This is a genomic window from Rhizobium sp. SYY.PMSO (assembly GCF_046840415.1).
Lineage (GTDB): Bacteria > Pseudomonadota > Alphaproteobacteria > Rhizobiales > Rhizobiaceae > Rhizobium.
In genome coordinates, this window is the sequence record NZ_CP177349.1 from 760,481 (window position 1) to 780,412 (window position 19,932).

17 protein-coding genes are annotated in these 19,932 nt (G+C 62.1%); 1 reads left to right on the forward strand and 16 read right to left on the reverse strand.

Annotated features, from left to right (window positions below; all coding sequences use genetic code 11):
• Positions 1–262: 262 nt before the first annotated feature.
• The 5 genes from pssA to ACJJVH_RS03735 all read right to left on the reverse strand — a co-directional run bounded on the left by pssA (position 263) and on the right by ACJJVH_RS03735 (position 7,245).
• The gene (gene pssA, locus ACJJVH_RS03715; protein WP_112797086.1) at positions 263–1,123 is read right to left on the reverse strand and encodes a CDP-diacylglycerol--serine O-phosphatidyltransferase; all 861 of its coding nucleotides are present in this window, start codon (positions 1,121–1,123) and stop codon (positions 263–265) included.
• Positions 1,124–1,143: 20 nt separating this feature from the next.
• A complete protein-coding gene (locus ACJJVH_RS03720; protein ID WP_112797087.1) occupies positions 1,144–1,842 on the reverse strand; it encodes a phosphatidylserine decarboxylase in 699 nt (232 codons plus the stop codon).
• A gap of 303 nt (positions 1,843–2,145) precedes the next feature.
• Positions 2,146–2,844: an acid phosphatase gene (locus ACJJVH_RS03725; protein ID WP_113358131.1), complete on the reverse strand. Its 699-nt coding sequence runs from the start codon at positions 2,842–2,844 to the stop codon at positions 2,146–2,148.
• Positions 2,845–2,978: 134 nt separating this feature from the next.
• Positions 2,979–4,865 (reverse strand): ABCB family ABC transporter ATP-binding protein/permease, encoded by a 1,887-nt coding sequence (locus ACJJVH_RS03730; protein ID WP_113385182.1) that lies wholly within the window; start codon positions 4,863–4,865, stop codon positions 2,979–2,981.
• Between the two features lie 322 nt (positions 4,866–5,187).
• Entirely contained in the window at positions 5,188–7,245 is a 2,058-nt protein-coding gene (locus tag ACJJVH_RS03735) for a LysM peptidoglycan-binding domain-containing protein (protein WP_412065127.1), read from the reverse strand.
• A gap of 155 nt (positions 7,246–7,400) precedes the next feature.
• Here ACJJVH_RS03735 and ACJJVH_RS03740 point away from each other — a divergent pair, with 155 nt between their 5' ends.
• Positions 7,401–8,024 carry a TIGR00730 family Rossman fold protein gene (locus ACJJVH_RS03740; protein WP_112797383.1) on the forward strand — a complete coding sequence of 208 codons (624 nt, stop codon included), beginning with the start codon at positions 7,401–7,403 and terminating at the stop codon, positions 8,022–8,024.
• A 469-nt stretch (positions 8,025–8,493) separates the two neighbouring features.
• Here the strand turns inward: ACJJVH_RS03740 and rarD are convergent, their stop codons facing one another.
• From rarD to radA, 11 genes are all read right to left on the reverse strand, one after another.
• Entirely contained in the window at positions 8,494–9,405 is a 912-nt protein-coding gene (rarD, locus tag ACJJVH_RS03745; protein WP_113502756.1) for an EamA family transporter RarD, read from the reverse strand.
• A gap of 109 nt (positions 9,406–9,514) precedes the next feature.
• A complete protein-coding gene (gene cimA / locus ACJJVH_RS03750; RefSeq protein WP_113358127.1) occupies positions 9,515–11,131 on the reverse strand; it encodes a citramalate synthase in 1,617 nt (538 codons plus the stop codon).
• A 42-nt stretch (positions 11,132–11,173) separates the two neighbouring features.
• Positions 11,174–12,133, reverse strand: a complete 960-nt coding sequence (pip, locus tag ACJJVH_RS03755) for a prolyl aminopeptidase (protein WP_112797094.1) — start codon at positions 12,131–12,133, stop codon at positions 11,174–11,176.
• Positions 12,130–12,606, reverse strand: a complete 477-nt coding sequence (locus ACJJVH_RS03760; RefSeq protein WP_112797096.1) for a GFA family protein — start codon at positions 12,604–12,606, stop codon at positions 12,130–12,132. Before ACJJVH_RS03760 ends, pip begins: the two co-directional genes overlap by 4 nt.
• Positions 12,599–13,084 (reverse strand): GFA family protein, encoded by a 486-nt coding sequence (locus tag ACJJVH_RS03765; RefSeq protein ID WP_412064768.1) that lies wholly within the window; start codon positions 13,082–13,084, stop codon positions 12,599–12,601. Before ACJJVH_RS03765 ends, ACJJVH_RS03760 begins: the two co-directional genes overlap by 8 nt.
• Positions 13,081–13,449: a DUF559 domain-containing protein gene (locus ACJJVH_RS03770; RefSeq protein ID WP_113370259.1), complete on the reverse strand. Its 369-nt coding sequence runs from the start codon at positions 13,447–13,449 to the stop codon at positions 13,081–13,083. The genes ACJJVH_RS03765 and ACJJVH_RS03770 overlap by 4 nt, the downstream gene beginning before the upstream one ends.
• 215 nt (positions 13,450–13,664) lie before the next feature.
• Positions 13,665–15,056: a cysteine--tRNA ligase gene (cysS, locus tag ACJJVH_RS03775; protein ID WP_412064769.1), complete on the reverse strand. Its 1,392-nt coding sequence runs from the start codon at positions 15,054–15,056 to the stop codon at positions 13,665–13,667.
• A gap of 223 nt (positions 15,057–15,279) precedes the next feature.
• Positions 15,280–16,020, reverse strand: coding sequence for an SDR family NAD(P)-dependent oxidoreductase (locus ACJJVH_RS03780; protein WP_112797101.1), 741 nt, complete (start codon positions 16,018–16,020; stop codon positions 15,280–15,282).
• 72 nt (positions 16,021–16,092) lie between these two features.
• Positions 16,093–17,577, reverse strand: a complete 1,485-nt coding sequence (gene purF, locus ACJJVH_RS03785; RefSeq protein ID WP_412064770.1) for an amidophosphoribosyltransferase — start codon at positions 17,575–17,577, stop codon at positions 16,093–16,095.
• A gap of 164 nt (positions 17,578–17,741) precedes the next feature.
• On the reverse strand, positions 17,742–18,365 hold the full coding sequence (locus tag ACJJVH_RS03790; RefSeq protein WP_112797104.1) for a CvpA family protein: 624 nt from the start codon (positions 18,363–18,365) through the stop codon (positions 17,742–17,744).
• A 91-nt stretch (positions 18,366–18,456) separates the two neighbouring features.
• Positions 18,457–19,860, reverse strand: a complete 1,404-nt coding sequence (gene radA / locus ACJJVH_RS03795; protein WP_112797106.1) for a DNA repair protein RadA — start codon at positions 19,858–19,860, stop codon at positions 18,457–18,459.
• Between the last annotated feature and the right edge of the window lie 72 nt (positions 19,861–19,932).

Here is a 19,932-nt window from a genome sequence, read left to right on the forward strand (position 1 = left end):
TCGTGTAGATTCCGCACTGCCACAACGTTGGAATTCACTGAAAAGCCGGGTCGAAGCAGCCGCCAAATCAACCCGCAATCGAGCGCCATGTCCCTGATTGACAAGGGAGACTTGCAGACCAGCGGTTGCAGCGGCGCGACTGAAAGCCGATCGGAAAGCGGCTGGAGCAATTCCGGGAAAAGTGGATAGCGGTTTCCGTCCGGAATTGCGTGAAGACGAAAGGATGGAGCGCTTTCGCGATTCGAGGAAAAGCGGAGTCGCTCTAGATATGCCGGCCGATATCGTCGTTGGAATCGTCCACATCCGGATCGCCGGGGCCGTTGATGGTGTAGGTGCCGTATTTCCTGGCCCAGGACCGCGCGCCAAGGGGCAGGGACAAAAGATAGATGACGACGGTCACGACCATGACATGCCATGTATAGCTCATCAGCAGCGCCACGTAGACGACGATGCCGAGCATGATCGGCAGAACCAGATCGCGCCTGACCCGGCTGCTCTCCGATTTGCCGGACCAGACCGGCAGGCGGCTGACCAGCAGGAAAGCGATGAGGACCGTGTAGCCGGCGCCCCAATAGGCGAAGGTGCGGTCCGGCGTCAGGCCGAGAAAGCCAAGATAGACGGGCAGCAGCACCAGCATGGCGCCGGCGGGCGCGGGCACCCCGACGAAATATTCCGATTGCCAGGAAGCCTTGTGTTCGCGCTCTGCCATCACGTTGAAGCGCGCGAGCCTCAGCCCGGCGGCGATCGTGTAGATCAGAGCTGCAATCCAGCCAAGCGAACGGGCCTGGTCGAGCAGGAAGACGTAGACGACGAGCGCCGGCGCGACGCCGAAATTGACGATATCGGCCAGCGAATCCATCTGCGCGCCGAATTTCGAGGTGGCCTTCATCAGCCGCGCCACGCGCCCGTCGATACCGTCGAGAAAGGCGGCGACCAGCACGGCGACGACGGCCAGCTCGTAGCGGTTTTCGAAAGCGAGACGAATGCCCGTCAGGCCCGCGCAGATCGCCAGCACGGTAATCATGTTGGGTACGATCAGCCGCAGGGGGATTTCCCGAAGGCGCGGTCCACGCGCTTCGTCGTTGGGCCCATGCGGCTCGAAAGGCGGAAAAGGCGTCTTCATCTCGCTCGTGTTCCTAGAGTTCAGCTACGGCGGCTAACGGTCGGGCCCTTTGCCGAGCCGAATTCGGCAATGACGGTTTCGCCGGCGATCGCCCGCTGGCCGATGGCAACCCGCGGAGACGCACCCTCGGGCAGGAAGATATCGAGGCGCGAACCGAAGCGGATCAGGCCGATGCGCTCGCCTGCGTCCAGCGGCTCGTTCGGGTTGACGAAACAAAGGATGCGGCGGGCGACGAGGCCGGCGATCTGCACGACACCGATTTCGCCGTGCTTGGTCTCGATGACGAGGCCGTTGCGCTCGTTCTGTTCGCTGGCCTTGTCGAGCTCGGCATTGAGAAAGCTGCCCTGGCGGTAGGCGATGTTGGTAATGCGGCCGCGCATCGGCGAGCGGTTCACATGGCAGTCGAACACGTTCATGAAGATCGAGATGCGTAGCATCGGCAGGCTGCCGAGATTGAGCTCCGCCGGTGGCGTCACCATCTGCACGCCTGAAACCTTGCCGTCTGCCGGCGATATCGCCAGATCGTCGTCCTGCGGCGTCATGCGCTCCGGGTCGCGGAAGAAATAGGCACACCAGAGCGTGAAGATCAGGCCGATCCAGAACAGCGGCTTGAAGATCCAGCCCAGCACCAGCGACGCGACGAAGAAACCTGCAACGAAGGGATAGCCTTCCTTGTGCACCGGAACGATGACGTTGCGTACGCTGTTCAACAAGCTCATCTATGGCCTACTCCGTTGGGGCAGCCTCACCGAAACCGGGTCGCGATCGCCGGACGAGATCATGCCAGTGAAAAGAACGAGAACAAGATAAGCGGTCTTGCTCTTATTACCAGTCGACGGTGACTACAGGCAAACTCCGCCGCGGGCAATGCTTTCGCACGCTCGCCCCCAGCGCAATCCGCAAGGTGGCAGGATGTCGATGATCGCTGGCGTTGAAAAGTGCGGCCTTTGAAAACTCATGCTTGCGCAACGAAAAGGCCGCCGGGCGGCGGCCTTGCGTGTCTGCGACGATCGGGCGGAGGTTCAGAGGCCGAGAGCGGCGCGAAGCTCGGCCTTGGCGTCTTCATATTCGCTCTTGTAGTCGTCATGCGTCATGATGGTCTGCGCGATGACGGTGCCGGCGATGCGGCCGGCTTCGATATCGGAGGCATAGTGGATGCCGCCGACCACGCGGTTGTGGCCGTATTCCCAGGCGCGGGCCATGATGGCAGCGCGCTTTTCCGGCACCATGTTCGACAGCACGATGCCCATCAGCGTGCCGAGCGTGGTATGGCCGGACGGATAGGAGCCGGACTTGGAGAGGGGCACGATGGGCTTCACCAGATCGCTGTAGAGATGCGGACGCGGGCGCTTCCAGACATCCTTGGCGGGATCGACGACAGCGCCTTCGGTCTCGACGATGCGATCGAAGAACGCCGAGAACTTCGGCAGGTTTTCCTTGGTGAATTTCGGATTGTCGACGACGTCGGAGAAGCGCCATACGTTCTCTTCCGCATCCGCGATGGCCCGGGCCGCCATCTCGGGCGTGCGTGTGACCTGGATCGTCAGGATTTCGGCGAGTTCGGCCTTCATCTGCATGGAATCATTGGCGGGTGGCGGCGGCAGGAGGTCGAGAAGATTGACCTCCCTGGCGTCGGTAAACGGCTTGGCGTCGTCGGCAAAAACCGGCGAGGCAAGACCGACGACGAGAAGCAGCGTTAAGGCTTTGGCAAAAGCGCGCATGTGGGGGCTCCCTTTGAATTCGGCCCCCTACCTAGCAAGCCGTCATCTCAGGCGCGTGACAACTGCCGGTGCATAATCGATGCGCCCCGACGCTTCCGAAAAGGGCCGGGAACGCCGCACCTCCCATGTTCGCGTCAGCTTGCTGGCGCCAGCCGGTTTACGACGCCGAGATCGTCGTTCTCCCGCACCTGCTTCAAATGCTCCTCGGCCTGCGTCGCCTCGCGCTGGCGGCTCCACATGGAAGCATAGAGCCCGTTCTGCGCCAGCAGGCCGGCATGCGTGCCGCGTTCGGCGATCACGCCGCTTTTCAGCACGATGATCTCGTCCGCGCCGATCACGGTCGAAAGCCGGTGGGCGATGACCAGCGTCGTGCGGTTCTTGGAAACGACGTCGAGGGCCGCCTGAATTTCGCGCTCGGTCGTCGTATCGAGCGCCGAGGTCGCCTCATCGAGGATCAGCACCGGCGGCGCTTTCAGAACGGTGCGGGCGATGGCAACGCGCTGCTTCTCGCCGCCCGACAATTTGAGGCCGCGTTCGCCGACCTTGGTGTCGAAGCCCTCCGGCAGATGGCGGATGAATTCGCCGATCTGGGCGATTTCGGCCGCCGCCGTCACCTCGGCGTCGCTCGCATCCGGCCGTCCGTAGCGGATATTGTAGGCGATGGTGTCGTTGAAGAGCACGGTGTCCTGCGGCACCATGCCGATGACCTTGCGCAGGCTCTTCTGCGTCACGCTATGCAAATCCTGGCCATCGATGGTGATGGAGCCGCTCTGCACGTCGTAGAAGCGGTAGAGCAGGCGCGACAGCGTCGATTTTCCGGCGCCCGAAGGCCCGACAACGGCCACCGTCTTGCCCGCCGGCACTTCGAAGGAAATGCCCTTGAGGATCGGCCGTGCCGGATCGTAGGCGAAATGCACGTCCTTGAACGAGATCGCTCCCTTGTCGATGACAAGTTCCCTGGCGTCGGGCGCATCGACCACCTCGGGCTTGACTTCGAGCAAATCGAACATTTCTTCGATATCGGTCAGACCCTGGCGTATTTCGCGATAGACGAAACCGATGAAGTTCAGCGGCACCGAGAGTTGCAGCAGCATGGCGTTGATGAAGACGAAATCGCCGACCGTCTGGTGGCCGTTGAGGACCGACCAGCCGGAAATCACCATCATGACGGTCGTGCCGAGGCCGAAGATCACGCCCTGGCCGAAGTTCAGCCAGCCGAGCGACGTCCAGACGCTGGTGGCGGCCTTCTCGTAGCGCGCCATCGACTGATCGAAGCGCTTGGCCTCCATTTCCTCGTTGCCGAAATATTTGACGGTTTCGAAGTTCAGGAGCGAATCGATCGCCTTCGTGTTGGCGTCGGTGTCGCTGTCGTTCATCGTCCGGCGGATGGAAATGCGCCAGTCGCTCGCCTTCACGGTGAACCAGATGTAGAGCCAGACGGTGACGGCCGTGACGGCGAGATAGGAGAAGCCATAGCCGCGCCAGAAGATGATGGCGGTCAGCAGGAATTCGATGAAGGTCGGAAACGTGTTGAGGATGGTGAAGCGGACAATGGTCTCGATGCCCTTGGTGCCGCGCTCGATGATGCGCGAGAGACCGCCGGTCTTGCGCTCCAGATGGAAGCGCAGCGACAGTTCATGCATATGCACGAACGTCTTGTAGGCAAGTTGGCGCACCGCATATTGGCCGACGCTGGCAAACAGCGCGTCGCGCAACTGGTTGAGACCGAGCTGGATCAGCCGCGTCAGGTTCGTGGCGACGATCAATGCGATGGCGCCCACCATGAAGGCCGGCAGGATACCCTGCATGTCGAGCTTGCCGTTCAGTGCATCGACGGACCATTTGAAGAAATAGGGGACCAGCAGCAGCACGAATTTCGAAACCAGCAGGAAGACTGTGGCCCAGACCACCCGCATCTTCAGGTCGAGGCGTCCGCCCGGCCACATATACGGCCAGAGATTGACCAGTGTATTCAATGGATTGCTGGAATCCGCCGATATGGTTTTCTTGCGGTCTGCCATGTCCGTCTCCGGCGAAGAATTGAAACAGCCGGGCGCTGACAACCATTGCGCAGCCGGCTGGGAAGCCTTCGCGGGCAAGGGCATGGCCGGTGCGCGAAAGCGATGAGGGTCGCGCGACGCTTATACTATTTTTATCTCGTATAAAAGCAGCGGCCGGACGTTGGTTGCGTCCGGCCGATGTCTATCATCATCAAGGATCGGCAATCAGCTTGGAGCACGATGCCGAAAAGGATGAGCGGCTTTCGGATGACATCATGCCCTGCTGTTTTGCGTCCGGCATGGATTCAGATTTCGGATCGGTTCGACCTGAAATCTTCCGATTCTAGAGGTGCTCGCCCGAAAGCCGCTTGCGGTGCAGTTCCTCCGCATTCGGCAGCGCGTCCTTCGGCAGACCAAAGACCTGTCCCGGCAGGATGCGGTCCGGATTGTTGATCTTGTCCTCATTGGCCAGGTAGATGGTCGTGTAGCGTACGCCGGCTCCGTAGACGCGGCGCGAGATCTGCCACAGCGTATCGCCGCGACGGATGATGACGGCATTGGTATCCTGCGATAGCGGCGGCTGCTCGAGAGTCTTCGGGACGCTGCCGTTGGATGAAACCTCGGCATTCGGCTGTGCCGGCGCCGCCTGGACGGGCGCTGTAATGACGGCGATCATCTGTTCGAGGCCAGGCAGTGCGGCACCGACCGATTTCGGATCCTTCGGCAGCGCCTGCAAAGCGGTCAGCGCCTTGAGGGCGGCGTTGGAGGCCTCTGCAGCGGCTTTTTTGAGCTCCGCACTGGCGGTAATGGCGGGGCGGAATTCCGAAAGCGATTTCAGGGCTATTTCCGTTCCGGAGCGGGCGGCGGCGAGCTGTTCCGCGTTCGGCTGCTTGCCGTCGGTAAACAGACCCTTTAGCAGGGCGAAAGCCTTGCCGGCGCCTTCCCTGAGCTTGGCAAGTTCGCCTTCGTCGAGCGGCACCATGCTTGTGGCGGCCGACTGGCTCTGGCTGCCGCCTGCGGTCGGCGTCTGCGCCGCGACCGTCACCTGATTGCCCTCGGGGCGGGTGAAGTTGACGCTGGCGCGCACGATGACCTTGCCGGCTTCGTCGAGCACGTCGACGCGAATCTTGTGATCGCCGACGGCAAGCGGCATCTGCCCGTCGACCACGAAATGGCCATCGGCGCCGGCGCCGTTTTCGCCGATGAGCTTGTCGTCGGCATAGGCGCGCACCTTGACGTTCGGCTTGGTGGTGCCCGCCACGAAGATATGATCGTTTTCGATTTCGACGGCATTGACCATGACATCAGGCTCGGCATCCGTCTTCGCGGCCGGTGGCGTTGTGCCGGCGGCCGGGTTGGCGGATGCGACGACTGTGCCGTCCTGCTGCGGCCTGGCGTCCGCCGGGTTGTCAGTCGTCTTGCCCTGCTGCGCATCGGTTGCCGGTGCGTTGGTCTCGGCCGAGGCCACGCGGCCCTGCTTGGCCGAGGGCGCGGTAATGATGCGGCTGGCGGTGCCCGGCTTGGAAACCATGGCGAGAAGCTGTGTCGAATCGTCCTTCGGCACGGAGACGGTGGCCACTTCCTCGGAGGTGGAAACCTTGCCGTCCTTGCCGGTCGCGCGCAGCACCAGCTCGTGGTCGCCGGGCGGCAGCGGGTTGTCGAGCACGGCGGCGAAGTCGCCGCTCGGACCGACATTCGTCGTCGTGACGACCTTTTCGCCGTCGATGATCTCCAGCTTGGCGTTCGGCTCGGCCGAGCCGGCGATGACGGTGGAGCCGTCCGGCTCGACGCGCAGCACGTCGAATGACGGGACTTGAGGCTTGGCAGCCGCATCGGTCTCGGCGGCCGGCTGGCCCGTCAGTGCGGCGAGAGCCTTGTCGATGGCAGCGCCGGCATCGGCGGCGTTGTCGGGGAGGGACTGGATGATGGCGAGCGCCTTGCCGGCACCGTCCTGCGCCTTCTTCACGAGCCCTGTCGTCGTCGCGTCGATGCCCTCCGGCAGCGCGAAGCCGACGATCGACTGAAGCGCGGTGATCGCCTTCGTCTTCGCAGCCGCGAAGACATCCTGTGCCGGTGCGCCGCCATCCTTGAACAGTGCCTTGAGATCGGCGAGCGAGGCCGTTGCGGAGCCCGTCAGATCGGTCAGCTTCTTGGTGAGGTCGGCGGCGTTGACGGCGGTCGATACGGCATTCTGCGTGGCTTCGGTCGCGTTCTGGGCGGTGTCGCCGGCCTTCTGCGCGTTTTCGTCGATCGTATTCTTCACCGTGTTGCTGGCCTGATTGACGGCATTGCCGATCGGGTTTTTGTCTCCGTTGATGCGCGGCATCACGAAAAAGACCATCAACAGGGTCGCAACCACCAACACCAACAGAGCCAGCCAACCGGCACGGTTCTTCATCATCATTTATCTCCACGCGGCGAAGTCGTCGCAACTCCTGAAATTGCTAGCGATTTCGCCTGCTTTTACAAGCTTTCTCAGCCATTTTCGCATGTCCCAACACAAGTTTTCCTTTGAAAAATCTTGACTGAGCATCTGCAGCATAGTTGTTTGCATCCATGACCGACGATTCTGCGCCAATTCGATCCATCTGCGTTTATTGCGGCTCACGGCCGGGGCGCGATCCCTCCCATATGGCTGCGGGCCGCGAACTGGGCAAAAGCATTGCCGAAAACGGCCTGCGCCTGATCTATGGCGGCGGAACGAAGGGTATCATGGGCGCTGTCGCAAGCGGCGTGCTGTCGCACGGCGGTCAGGTCACCGGCATCATTCCGGAGTTTCTGGTCGATATGGAAGCGACGCGCCATTCGCTCGGTCAGCTCGACGAACTTATCATAACGCCGGACATGCATACGCGCAAACATGGCATGTTCGAGCGCGCCGACGCCTTCGTCGCATTGCCGGGCGGCATCGGCACGCTGGAAGAAATCGTCGAGATCATGACCTGGGGCCAGCTCGGGCGCCACGAAAAGCCGATGGTGTTTGCCAACATCAACGGCTTCTGGGACCCGATGATGGAACTGATCCGCCACATGACCGGAGAGGGCTTCGTCCATACAAGCCATCGCGTCCAGCCCCTCGTCATCGACAGGGTGGCCGATATCATTCCGGCCATCCGCAAGCATGCCGCCGAGACGCGCGGCGATCGCGGCGGCGAAGAGGCCGTCATTTCGAAGCTGTAACGCAAGCTGCACTACAACTTGAAAGATCGAGACATTCGGCTATTATGCGGTCCAAGCTAAATTGGACGCGAGCCCAAGGATATGTGGCCGATTTTCAGGTCGATTTTGTCACGCTCAAAGCTCTTCAACACGATAGCTGGCGATGTTGTTTTCGCAACAACAGAAGAAAGCGGAAGTTCTCGACACTCTATATTTGAGTGGCGGGTCAAAGAACTCCTCGATAAATCTGATGTTGTGATCGGTCTTAAGATGAAGCCCGATGGCTTCGCAGGAGCGGAAGGTGACGCCACAAACTATATCAACTTCGATATCGAGACGGCCATCAAGGTCCGCGATCACTTGAACGAGTGCATTGAATTCGCGCAGAATTATCGTGGGGCATGTGGAACCCTTCCATACTCCCCAATGTCACCATCTGGCACAACCTCGTAATCGGTGCTGGCCGCATTGGTATGTTGCCGTCTAACGATCAGCGCCCTCTGCTCTGACTGAGCATCGACCAGCTGTAGAGCGCGAGACCGGCCCAGATCAGCGAGAAAGCGATCAGCTGCGTCGTGTCGAAAGGCTCCTTGAACAGGAAGACGGCAATCAGGAAAACCATCGTCGGCACGATGTATTGCATGATGCCCAGGGTCGACATCTTGAGGAGCTTGGCGCCATTCGCAAAGATCATCAGCGGCAGCGCCGTCACCAGCCCGCAGCCGAGCAGTAGTGCGGTGTCCGCAAGGCCGGTCTGATAGAAGTGGCCTTCGCCACGCGCTTCCAGATAGATGATGTAAAGCGTCGCCGGAATGCAGAGCAGCAGCACCTCGATGAAGAAACCCTGATTGGCGCCGACAGGCAGCGTCTTGCGGAAAAAGGCGTAGAAGCCCCAGGAGAAGGTCAGGGATAGCGCGACCCAGGGCAGGGTGCCGGCCTCGATGGTCAGGATGATGACGGCAATCGCCGCCAGACAGATCGCGATGATCTGCGTCGGCGCCAGCTTTTCCTTGAGCAGGATGGCTCCGAGCGCGATGCTGAACAGCGGATTGATGAAATAGCCGAGCGCCGCGTCGAGCGAATGGCCGGCGCCGATGGCCCAGACGTAAGTCCCCCAGTTGATCGTGACCAGCGTCGCCGTCAGCGAAGCCATGGCGACCGTTCGCGGATTGCGCAGCGCCACTTTTACGTCGCCCATGCGGCCGAGCGCCAGCAGGACGATGCCGGCCACCGGAACGGACCAGAAGATGCGGTGGGCAATGACCTCGAAAGCCGGAATGTGCGCGAGGGCTTTCATATAGAGCGGCAGAATGCCCCAGAAGAGATAGGCCGTCATCGCGAAGCCGAAGCCGCGGATGGCGCCGTTGGTCCCGCTTTCCGGTTTGACCGTATCAATGGCCATGAATTTCCCCGTCATCCCCTGGTTATTCGACAGGGGATTACTCCAATGCGCGGCGCGTGGCTAATTCATTTCCTTGACGGCACCGTCAAGCTTTTTGATGGGCGGCGGATCACTCCGCCGCGATCTTGCCTGCCATATGCCGGTTCTTCATCAGCTTGTAGATGACGGAATCCATCAGCGCCTGGAACGATGCGTCGATGATGTTTTCCGACACGCCGACCGTCCACCAGCGCACGCCGCTGCTGTCGGTGGACTCGATCAGGACGCGGGTGATGGCCTCGGTGCCGCCGTTGAGGATACGCACCTTGAAGTCGGCCAGTTCGAGATCGTCGATCTCATGCTGGTACTTGCCGAAATTCTTGCGCAGCGCCAGGTCGAGCGCATTGACCGGGCCATCGCCTTCGGCGACCGACATGATGGTCTGGCCGTCGATGATGATCTTCACCACCGCTTCCGAGACGATCTTTACCCGGCCGTGGGAATCGAAGCGGCGCTCGACCATCACGCGAAATCCGTCGATCGCGAAGAATTCCGGAATGGTGCCGAGCGTGCGGCGGGCCAGCAGCTCGAAACTCGCATCCGCCCCTTCGTAAGCGTAGCCTGTCGCTTCGCGCTCCTTGACGATCTGGATCAGCCGGTCGAGCTTGGGATCGTCCTTGCCCACTTCGATGCCGCGCCGCTTCAGGGCGTTGATGAAGTTCGACTTGCCGCCCTGATCGGAGACCATGACCTTGCGGAAATTGCCGACGCTTTCCGGCGGCACATGTTCGTATGTACGAGGGTCCTTCAGCAACGCCGAGGCGTGGATGCCGGCCTTGGTCGCGAAGGCCGAGGCGCCGACATAGGGGGCCTGATGGTCGGGCGAGCGGTTCAGCAATTCGTCGAAAGCGTGCGAAAGGCGCGTGAGGCCGACCAGCCGATCGGCGTCGATCGTCGTTTCGAAGCGCTCGCTATAGGCTCTTTTCAGCGCCAGCGTCGGGATCAGCGTCACCAGATTGGCGTTGCCGCAGCGCTCGCCGATGCCATTCAGCGTCCCCTGGATCTGCCGGACGCCAGCCTCGACCGCGGCGAGCGAATTGGCGACCGCCTGTCCGGTGTCGTTGTGGGCATGGATGCCAAGACAGTGCCCCGGAACGCCGCAGGCAATGACGGCTTCGACGATGGCGCGGACCTCGGGCGGCTGTGTGCCGCCATTGGTATCGCAGAGCACGACCCAGCGTGCGCCGGCATCATAGGCGGTCTTGGCGCAGGCAAGCGCATAGGCCGGATTGGCCTTGTAGCCGTCGAAGAAATGCTCGCAGTCGACCAGGGCTTCCTTGCCTGCGTTGACCGCAGCCTTGACGCTCTCGGCGATGCTTTCGAGGTTTTCCTCATTGGTACAGCCAAGCGCCACCTTGACGTGGTAGTCCCAACTCTTGGCCACGAAACAGATCGCATCGGATTTCGCCTGGAGGAGGCTGGCAAGGCCGGGGTCGTTGGAAGCGGAGACTCCGGCACGCTTGGTCATGCCGAAGGCGACGAAGGAGGCCGATTTCGTCCGTTTCTCCTCGAAGAAAGCCGTATCGGTCGGGTTGGCTCCGGGATATCCGCCCTCGACGTAATCCAGGCCGAACTCGTCCAGCATGGCCGCAATGGCAATCTTGTCCTCGACGGAAAAATCGATGCCGGGCGTCTGCTGCCCGTCGCGGAGCGTCGTGTCGAAGAGGTGGATTTTTTCGCGTGTCATACTGTTTCCTCCGGCGAACCGGTTTGAGAATGGGCCCCGGCTCTAGGCTTTTCCTGCAAACTTGTCGGTCGCACGGATCAACCGGTCCAGGATGCCCGGTTCCGAATAGGCGTGACCGGCACCCTCGATCAGATGGAACTCCGCCTTCGGCCAGGCCTTGTGCAGCGCCCAGGCATATTTCGCCGGGCAGGGCATATCGTAGCGGCCATGAACGATGACGCCGGGAATGTCTTTCAACTTGTGAGCATCGCGCAGCAGCTGGCCTTCGTCGAGCCAGCCGGCATTGACGAAGAAATGGTTCTCGATGCGGGCGAAGGCATGCGCATATTCCGCATCGGCGAACTGGTCGCTGGTGGCGGGCTCCGGCAGCAGCGTGATCGTTTCACCCTCCCAGATGGACCAGGCCTTGGCGGCCTCCAGCCGGGCTGCCTTATCGGGATTCGTCAGGCGGCGGTGATAGGCGAGCATCATCTCGTGCCGCTCTTCCGGCGGGATCGGAGCCACGAACCGCTCCCACTTGTCCGGAAACATTTCGGACACGCCGAACTGGTAGTACCAGTCGAGTTCGGCTTTCGTCAGCGTATAGATGCCGCGCACGACAAGCTCGGAGACGCGCTCCGGATGGGTTTCGGCATAGGCGAGCGCCAGCGTCGAGCCCCAGGAGCCGCCGAAAACGAGCCATTTGTCGACGCCGGCCATTTCCCGCAGCCGCTCGATATCGGCAACCAGGTGCCAGGTCGTGTTGGCCTCGAGATTGGCATGCGGCGTCGACCGTCCGCAGCCGCGCTGGTCGAACAGGGTGACGTCGTAAAGTGCCGGGTCGAACTGGCGGCGATGGCCCGCAGAGCTGCCGCCGCCCGGACCGCCATGCAGGAAGACCGCCGGCTTGGCGCCAGGCGTGCCCACCCGTTCCCAATAGATCCTATGGCCGTCGCCGACATCGAGATGGCCGGATGCGTAGGGTTCGATCTCCGGATAGAGCGTGCGCAGTACCTCGGTCATATTTTCAGCCCCTCTGCTGGCCAGACATTCGTATCGTGATCGGGATGCTGGAAGGAAATGATCTGTTCCTGGCGTGAATAGAAGTCCGGGTCCTGGTGGACCGGCTTTTCGAAGATCGTTTCCACCCAGGGCAGGCGCGAGGCATAGTTCACCTGAATCTGTGGAGCAAGATCGTCACGCTCGTCGAAGGCGCCGATGGCGATTTCGAGGCCGCCCGGATGGCGGTAGGTCAGCGGCGTGCCGCAGTTCTTGCAGAAGCCGCGGTCGATGTTGACGGAGGACTGGAAATAGGTCGGCTCGCCGCGCGTCCATTCCAGGCTGTCGTCCGGTGCCGTCACCAGCGCGGAGAAGAAGCTGCCGAACTGCTTCTGGCACATGCGGCAATGGCAGATCGACGGGCGGCCAAGCTCGCCGCGAATGCGGAACCGCACCGCGCCGCATTGGCATCCTCCGCTTCTGGTGGCTTCACTCATGGCGCTTCTCCTGTGGCCAGCTTGAGGTATCGTGATCGGGATGTTGATAGGATATGATATCAAGCACGAATGGCGCCTGCTCGGCATCCTCTTCCGTGCTATGCCCCGGCAGCAGATGCAGCCGGTCGACAAAGCCGATCTTGGCTTCCGTGCCATATAGCACGACGGGCGGCAGCTGTGAGGGATCGTCGAAAGCGCCGGCCGCGACTGCAATGCCATCGGGCGCCTCGTAGGTCAGCGGCGTGCCGCAGTCCCCGCAGAAGCCGCGCTTCACATGGTTGGACGATTGAAACACCTTCCGCTCGCCGCGCGTCCAGACAAGTTCGGCGCCGCGCGTCGAGACCAGCGGCGCGTAATAGGCGCCGAAAGCCTTCTGGCACATGCGGCAATGACAGATCGAGGCATCCTTGAGCTCGCCCCGCACCCGGAAGCGAACCGCGCCGCACTGGCAGCCGCCGGTGTAGATCGATCCGGTCATGCCTTATCCTTTCCCGCGACGATCAGGATATGCGTGCAGACATTGTCGATGTCCCGCAGAACATCATCGTTCCAGAAGCGCAGAACGGTCCAGCCGTCCGCTTCGAGACGGCGGGTGCGAATTTGGTCATAGGTCTGATCGCGGTCGTTGCCGTGCTGGGAACCATCGACTTCGACGATGAGCTTCTCTGTAGGGCAGGCGAAATCGACGATGTAACCGGCGATGGGTAGTTGCCGGCGAAAGCCGAGGCCCATGAGGCGGTGGGCGCGTATTTCGTTCCAGAGACGCAATTCAGCGTCCGTCATGACCTTGCGCATGCGGCGGGCATTGTTGCGGATCTTCGGCGGGACTGGAGTGTGTGGCAAAGTACCCCCCTCTGTCACTTCGTGACATCTCCCCCACAAGGGGGGAGATCGTTTGCGGCGAACTCTTCGCCTTCCGCCTTCTTCTGGAGTGATACGGAAGCACTCTGCTTCTGCAGGAGACGTTAGCTTTGGGTCGAGAACGCGCGGCACACTCCCCCCAATCTCCCCCCTTGTGGGGGAGATGTCATGAAAGTGACAGAGGGGGGTAACAAAGCTCACCGCTTGATCTCCCAAGTCGTGATGCGCTCGCCCGTCGCCGCATCCTTGCCGTCCTTGAGCTGGACGCCTCTTGCCGTCAGTTCGTCGCGAAGCTTGTCGGCCTCTGCGAAGTTCTTCGCCTTCAGCAACTCCAGCCGCTGGCGCACCTTGGCATCGATTTCCGTGACGACGGCTTCATCGACCTCCGTCTTCTTCGGCAAAAGGCCGAGAAGGTCGGCGCTGGCCGCGAAGGCGGGCAGGAGGCTGGGGTCGGCATTGGCGGCCTGCGCCAGCGCATGCAGCGCCTGAATGGCTGCAACCGTGTTGAGGTCGTCGGCAAGGGCGGCGAGCACGGTCTGATCGGGTTCCGAACCGTCAGGCTCCGCCGCCGGCCATTTGGCGATCAGCCGTTCCGCTTCCTCAAGGCGCTTGACCGAAAAGTCGATCGGCTCGCGGTAATGCGTCATCAGCATCGCAAGTCGCAGCACATCGCCCGGCCATGTCCGGCCGCCGAGCTTGTTGGTCTGCAGCAGTTCATGGATGGTGACGAAATTGCCTTCCGATTTCGACATCTTGCGGCCTTCGACCTGCACGAAGCCGTTGTGCATCCAGACATTCGCCATCGCGTGCGTGCCGTGCGCGCAACGCGACTGGGCGATTTCGTTCTCATGATGCGGAAAGATCAGGTCCAGACCGCCGCCGTGAATGTCGAAGACGTCGCCGAGATAGCGTCCGCTCATGGCCGAGCATTCGATATGCCAGCCCGGACGGCCGCGGCCCCAGGGGCTTTCCCAGCCGGGCTCGTTCTCGTCGGAAAGCTTCCACAGCACGAAATCGCCGGGGCTCTTCTTGTGTTCGTCCACCGCGACGCGGGCGCCGGCCTGCTGCTCGTCGAGGTTGCGCTTCGAAAGCTGGCCGTAATCGGCCATCGATCTGGTATCGAACAATACTTCGCCGGCGGCGCGATAGGCATGGCCCTTGGCGATCAGCGTCTCGATGATCTCGATCATCTGCGCGATGTTGTCCGTCGCCCGCGGCTGCACCGTCGGCTCCAGGCAGCCGAGCGCGGTCGTATCCTCGCGATACTGTTTCTCGGTCTTCTCCGTCACCAGGCGGATCGCATCATTCAGCGGCAGGCCGGGATGATCCCGCAGGGCGCGTGCGTTGATCTTGTCGTCGACATCGGTGATGTTGCGGACATAGGTGACATGGCTTTCGCCATAGGTCTTTCGCAGCAGCCGGAACAGCACGTCGAAGACGATGGCCGGGCGGGCGTTGCCGATATGGGCGAAATCATAGACCGTCGGGCCGCAGACATACATGCGGACGTTGTTGCGGTCGATGGGCTGGAAATCGACCTTTTCGCGCGTCAGCGTGTTGTAGAACTTCAGTTGCGGCTCGGCGCCCATGTCACTCTCCCAAGGCATAAATCCGAAAAAATACCGTCACCGGCAGGCCGGACGTTTGTCATCTTGGATTTTGGGAGACGAAAACGGCCAGGCCAGCGCAACGCTAGCGAATAATCTTCCGGCAGATAATGCAGATAACCGTTTTCATGGGCGGCTTTATCGCGCGCCGGAGGAATTTGGTCAAGTGGGAACGCTTCCTCTCCGGTATGGAGAGGAGCTGTTTTTATTCGGGCATCCGATAGTCGACGAGCCTGTTCTCGCGCACGACGAAGAGCTTGCCGGTTTCGGTGACATCCGGCCCGACGAACGGCATGATCGCCTGTGCGACCTCGCGGGGATGCGGCAGCGTATCCGGATCTTCGCCGGGCATGGCCTGGGCGCGCATGGCGGTGCGGGTCGCGCCGGGATCGATGCTGGTGATGCGCAGCGGCGTGCTCTGCGTTTCGCCGGCCCAGGTCCGCGCCAGCGCCTCGACGGCGGCCTTGGATGCGGAGTAGGGACCCCAGAAAGGCCGGCAGCGATGGGCGGCTGCCGAAGACAGGATGACGGCGCGGCCGGCATCGGCACGCATGAGCAGCGGCTCGACGGAGCGGATCAGCCGCCAGGTGGCGGTGACGTTGACGGTCATCACCTTCTCGAACACTTTCGCCTCGACATGGCCGATCGGCGAAATCACCCCGAGCACGCCGGCATTGGCGACCAGGATGTCGAGCTTGCCCCAGCGTTCGAAGATCGAGGCGCCGAGCGCGTCGATGGCGTTCATATCGGCAAGGTCGAAGGGCACGAGCGTTGCCGAGCCACCGGCGGCCTTGATGGCATCATCCAGTTCCTCAAGCCCGCCGACCGTACGGGCGCAGGCGATCACATGCGCGCCGGCCTTCGCAAGCTCCAGCGCCGTGAAATAACCGATGCCGCGCGATGCGCCGGTAATGAGGGCGATCTTGTCCTTGAGATTGACGCTCATGCTGCCTTGATCCGGGTGTATGATGTGGAGAAGGAAAGGGGCAACGCGCCCTTTTTGTCGACCGTCGCCGGGTCAGCCGTTGCTGGCGAGAACGGAAAGCTTGCGCACGTTGCTGGTGCTTTCGTTGTCGAGCAGGCGCGTCGGATAGTCACCGGTGAAATAATGATCGGTGAACTGCGGCTGCGCATTGTCTCGCGGCTCGCCGCCGACGGCCCGGTAGAGCCCGTCGATCGACAGGAATTCGAGCGAATCCGCGCCGATATAATCGCACATGGCCTTCAGGCTGCTGTATTGGTTTGCAAGCAGCTTGTCGGCATCCGGCGTGTCGATGCCGTAGAAGTCCGGATGAAAGATCATCGGGCTGGCGACGCGGATGTGCACTTCGCTGGCGCCGGCCTCGCGGATCATCTGTACGATCTTCACGGAGGTCGTGCCGCGCACGATGGAATCGTCGACGAGCACGACGCGCTTGCCGGCGATGATGGCGCGGTTGGCGGAGTGCTTGAGCTTCACGCCGAAGGCGCGGATCTGCTGCGTCGGCTCGATGAAGGTGCGGCCGACATAATGGTTGCGGATGATGCCGAGCTCGAAGGGAATGCCGCTCGCCTGCGCGTAGCCGATGGCCGCCGGCGTGCCGCCATCCGGAACCGGCACGACGATGTCGGCGTCGACCGGCGCTTCCCTGGCAAGATTGATGCCCATGTTCTTGCGCGCGACATAGACGTTGCGGCCGCCGACGACGGAATCGGGGCGGGCGAAATAGACGTATTCGAACAGGCAGAGCCGCTCGGGCCGGGAAACCTCCGGCTTGCGGGCGTCGATGGTGATCGAGCCGTCGGGCTGGATCTCGCAGATGATGACTTCGCCGTTTTCAACGTCGCGGATGTATTTCGCGCCGATGATGTCGAGGGCGCAGGTTTCCGAGCAGAAGATCGGCTTGCCGTCGAGCTCGCCCATGACCAGCGGCCGGATGCCGATCGGGTCGCGGGCGGCGATCAGCTTCGTGCGCGTCATGGCGAGCATGGAGTAGCCGCCTTCCATCTGCCTGATGGCGTCGATGAAGCGATCGGAGGAGGAGGGATGCTTGGAGCGGGCGATGAGATGCAGGACGACTTCGGTGTCCGAGGTCGACTGACAGATGGCGCCATCGGCGATCAGCTGCCGGCGCATGGTCAGGCCGTTGGTGAAATTGCCGTTGTGGGCGATGGCGATGCCGCCGACTTCCAGCTCGGCAAACAGTGGCTGGACGTTGCGCAGGATGGTTTCGCCCGTGGTCGAATAGCGCACATGACCGATCGAGCGGTCGCCGGGCAGGCGGGCAAGCGTCGCGGGGTCGGTATAGTGATCGCCGACCAGACCCATGCGCCGTTCCGAATGGAAGCGCTGACCGTCGAAGGAGACGATGCCGGCCGCTTCCTGGCCGCGATGCTGCAGGGCGTGCAGGCCGAGAGCCGTCAGCGTCGCCGCGTCCGGATGCCCGAGAATGCCGAAGACGCCGCATTCCTCATGCAGCGTGTCGCCGTCGATATCGTCCTCGATGGAAAGGGAATGGTTCATGGCTGCAGGCCTTTGCTCTCAACGTGGGCGGATCGGGGCGGCGTCACGAGTGACCATTAAAATAGCTGAAAATCCGGCCGGAAAAAATATCGGGCCGGATCTAATATTGTCACGCCGCTCAAATGGCGATTCCCGGGCGGCAGGTCAAGCCTGTAAACGCACCGTCAATTGTTTGTCTGCGGCGCAGGCGCATCGTCCGACGGCGCCGTGTCGTTCGGCGTGCCGTTGTCGCCGCCTTCCTGCGGCTGCGTCTGCTGCTGCTGGTTGGGCGCGATCTTGTTGATGATCTCCGGCGGCAGCATGGCCTGAACGTTTTCAGGAAGCGCCGACTTCAGCTTTTCGACCATCGAATCCAGGAACGGCTTGGACTTGGCGTTGTTGACCCAGTCCGGCCGGGCGGCAGGAGCCACCAGCCAGTTCCAGAAGGCCACCACGACGACCATCAGAAGCAGGCCGCGGGCGGCGCCGAAGAGGAAGCCGAGCGTCCGGTCGAGCGCACCGATGCGGCTGTCGATGATGAAATCGGCAATCCGGATGGTGATGAAGGAGATGATGATGAGCGCCAGCAGGAAGATGACGGCGGCCGAGGCGATCGTGGCGATCTTGGTATCGGCCTTGTATTGCAGGGCATAGGGAACGAGCAGCGGGTAGAGATAATAGGCGGCGACTGCAGAGCCGCCCCAGCTGACGATCGATAGAATTTCGCGCGAAAAGCCGCGAACCATGGCCAGAACGGCGGAGAAGAGAAGAACGCCGATAACAATACCGTCGAAAATCGTAATGGGCATTTATAATCCACTTCAAGACTTGCCAGACCTCATGGTCGGCATCGGCCTCAATCATGAGCCTCTTCTTCGCCAAGAACGGCTGAAGTAAGGCTCAGTCTTCGTCTTCCGCGCGCTTGAGCGCACCCTTCGATCCGGCAATGCGCGCCACCAGATCCGGCAGGCTGTCGATCTCGCTCCAGCGTCCGCCATTGACCTTCGGCAGATCGGCGGAAGCGGCAGGCAGGACGGCCGCGGAAAAACCCAGCTTCTCGGCTTCCTTGAGACGCTGGGCGGTGTGCGCAACCGGCCGGACGGCGCCCGACAGGCTGACTTCGCCGAAATAGACGCAATCGGCGGGCAGGGCAAGACCGGCCAAGGAGGAAACCAGTGCAGAAGCGACGGCAAGATCGGCAGCCGGCTCGGAAATGCGATAACCGCCGGCGATATTGAGGTAAACATCGTGCTGGCCGAGGCGCACTCCGCAATGGGCTTCCAGAACGGCGAGAATCATCGACAGTCGCGCCGAATCCCAGCCGACGATGGCGCGGCGCGGCGTGCCGAGCGATGTCGGCGCCACCAGCGCCTGCACTTCCACCAGCACCGGCCGCGTGCCCTCTATGCCGGCAAAGACGGCTGCGCCCGGCGATTTTTCGTTGCGCTCTCCGAGAAAGAGCTCGGATGGATTGGGAACGTCGCGCAAGCCGGCGTCGGACATTTCGAATACGCCGATCTCGTCGGTCGGGCCGAAGCGGTTCTTCACCGTGCGCAGGATGCGATAATGATGGCCGCGGTCGCCTTCGAAATAGAGGACGGCGTCGACCATATGCTCGACCACGCGCGGCCCGGCGATCTGGCCATCCTTGGTGACGTGGCCGACGAGCACCATCGCGGTGCCCGTCTGCTTGGCGAAGCGGATCATCGCCTGGACGCCGGTGCGCACCTGCGTAACGGTGCCGGGCGCGGATTCGGCAAGCTCGCTCCACAGCGTCTGGATGGAATCGATGATGACGAGATCAGGCCGCTTGCCTTCCGCGAGCGTCGCCAGGATATCCTCGACATTGGTCTCCGCCGCCAGCAGAACCTCTGTGTCGGCCGCCTTCAGCCGCTGGGCGCGCAGGCGAACCTGCGCCACGGCCTCTTCGCCGGAGACGTAAACGATCTTGTGTCCCTGGCGGGCAAGCGCGGCTGCGGCCTGCATCAGCAGCGTCGATTTGCCGATGCCGGGATCGCCGCCGACGAGCACGGCCGAGCCGCGCACGAAGCCGCCGCCTGTGGCGCGATCAAGCTCGGAAATGCCGGTATGGATGCGCGGCGCCTCCTCGATCTCGCCCGAAAGCGTCGTCAGCGCGACCGGCTTCCCTTTTCGCGGCGTCTTGGCCGGGCCGCCGCCGATCCCGCCCATCGGATCTTCCTCGACGATGGTGTTCCACGCGCCGCAACCGTCGCACTTGCCGGCCCAGCGATTGTGAACCGCGCCGCAGTTCTGGCAGATGAATTGTGTGCGGGCTTTGGCCATCGGATACTGTTCTCGAAATTCAGAGGGTCGCTTTTCGCAGCGAATCGCGGTCGGCTGACAGATAATGTCTTT

What these genes read in the sequence shown, in the direction of transcription:
- ACJJVH_RS03740 (WP_112797383.1), top strand. Translation starts at nt 7,401, where the DNA reads ATGACCGACGATTCTGCGCCAATTCGATCCATCTGCGTTTATTGCGGC.
- ACJJVH_RS03760 (WP_112797096.1), bottom strand. Translation starts at nt 12,606, where the DNA reads ATGAGTGAAGCCACCAGAAGCGGAGGATGCCAATGCGGCGCGGTGCGG.
- purF (WP_412064770.1), bottom strand. Translation starts at nt 17,577, where the DNA reads ATGAACCATTCCCTTTCCATCGAGGACGATATCGACGGCGACACGCTG.
- ACJJVH_RS03780 (WP_112797101.1), bottom strand. Translation starts at nt 16,020, where the DNA reads ATGAGCGTCAATCTCAAGGACAAGATCGCCCTCATTACCGGCGCATCG.
- ACJJVH_RS03725 (WP_113358131.1), bottom strand. Translation starts at nt 2,844, where the DNA reads ATGCGCGCTTTTGCCAAAGCCTTAACGCTGCTTCTCGTCGTCGGTCTT.
- radA (WP_112797106.1), bottom strand. Translation starts at nt 19,860, where the DNA reads ATGGCCAAAGCCCGCACACAATTCATCTGCCAGAACTGCGGCGCGGTT.
- pip (WP_112797094.1), bottom strand. Translation starts at nt 12,133, where the DNA reads ATGACCGAGGTACTGCGCACGCTCTATCCGGAGATCGAACCCTACGCA.
- ACJJVH_RS03730 (WP_113385182.1), bottom strand. Translation starts at nt 4,865, where the DNA reads ATGGCAGACCGCAAGAAAACCATATCGGCGGATTCCAGCAATCCATTG.
- cysS (WP_412064769.1), bottom strand. Translation starts at nt 15,056, where the DNA reads ATGGGCGCCGAGCCGCAACTGAAGTTCTACAACACGCTGACGCGCGAA.
- rarD (WP_113502756.1), bottom strand. Translation starts at nt 9,405, where the DNA reads ATGGCCATTGATACGGTCAAACCGGAAAGCGGGACCAACGGCGCCATC.
- ACJJVH_RS03720 (WP_112797087.1), bottom strand. Translation starts at nt 1,842, where the DNA reads ATGAGCTTGTTGAACAGCGTACGCAACGTCATCGTTCCGGTGCACAAG.
- ACJJVH_RS03735 (WP_412065127.1), bottom strand. Translation starts at nt 7,245, where the DNA reads ATGATGAAGAACCGTGCCGGTTGGCTGGCTCTGTTGGTGTTGGTGGTT.
- ACJJVH_RS03790 (WP_112797104.1), bottom strand. Translation starts at nt 18,365, where the DNA reads ATGCCCATTACGATTTTCGACGGTATTGTTATCGGCGTTCTTCTCTTC.
- pssA (WP_112797086.1), bottom strand. Translation starts at nt 1,123, where the DNA reads ATGAAGACGCCTTTTCCGCCTTTCGAGCCGCATGGGCCCAACGACGAA.
- ACJJVH_RS03765 (WP_412064768.1), bottom strand. Translation starts at nt 13,084, where the DNA reads ATGACCGGATCGATCTACACCGGCGGCTGCCAGTGCGGCGCGGTTCGC.
- cimA (WP_113358127.1), bottom strand. Translation starts at nt 11,131, where the DNA reads ATGACACGCGAAAAAATCCACCTCTTCGACACGACGCTCCGCGACGGG.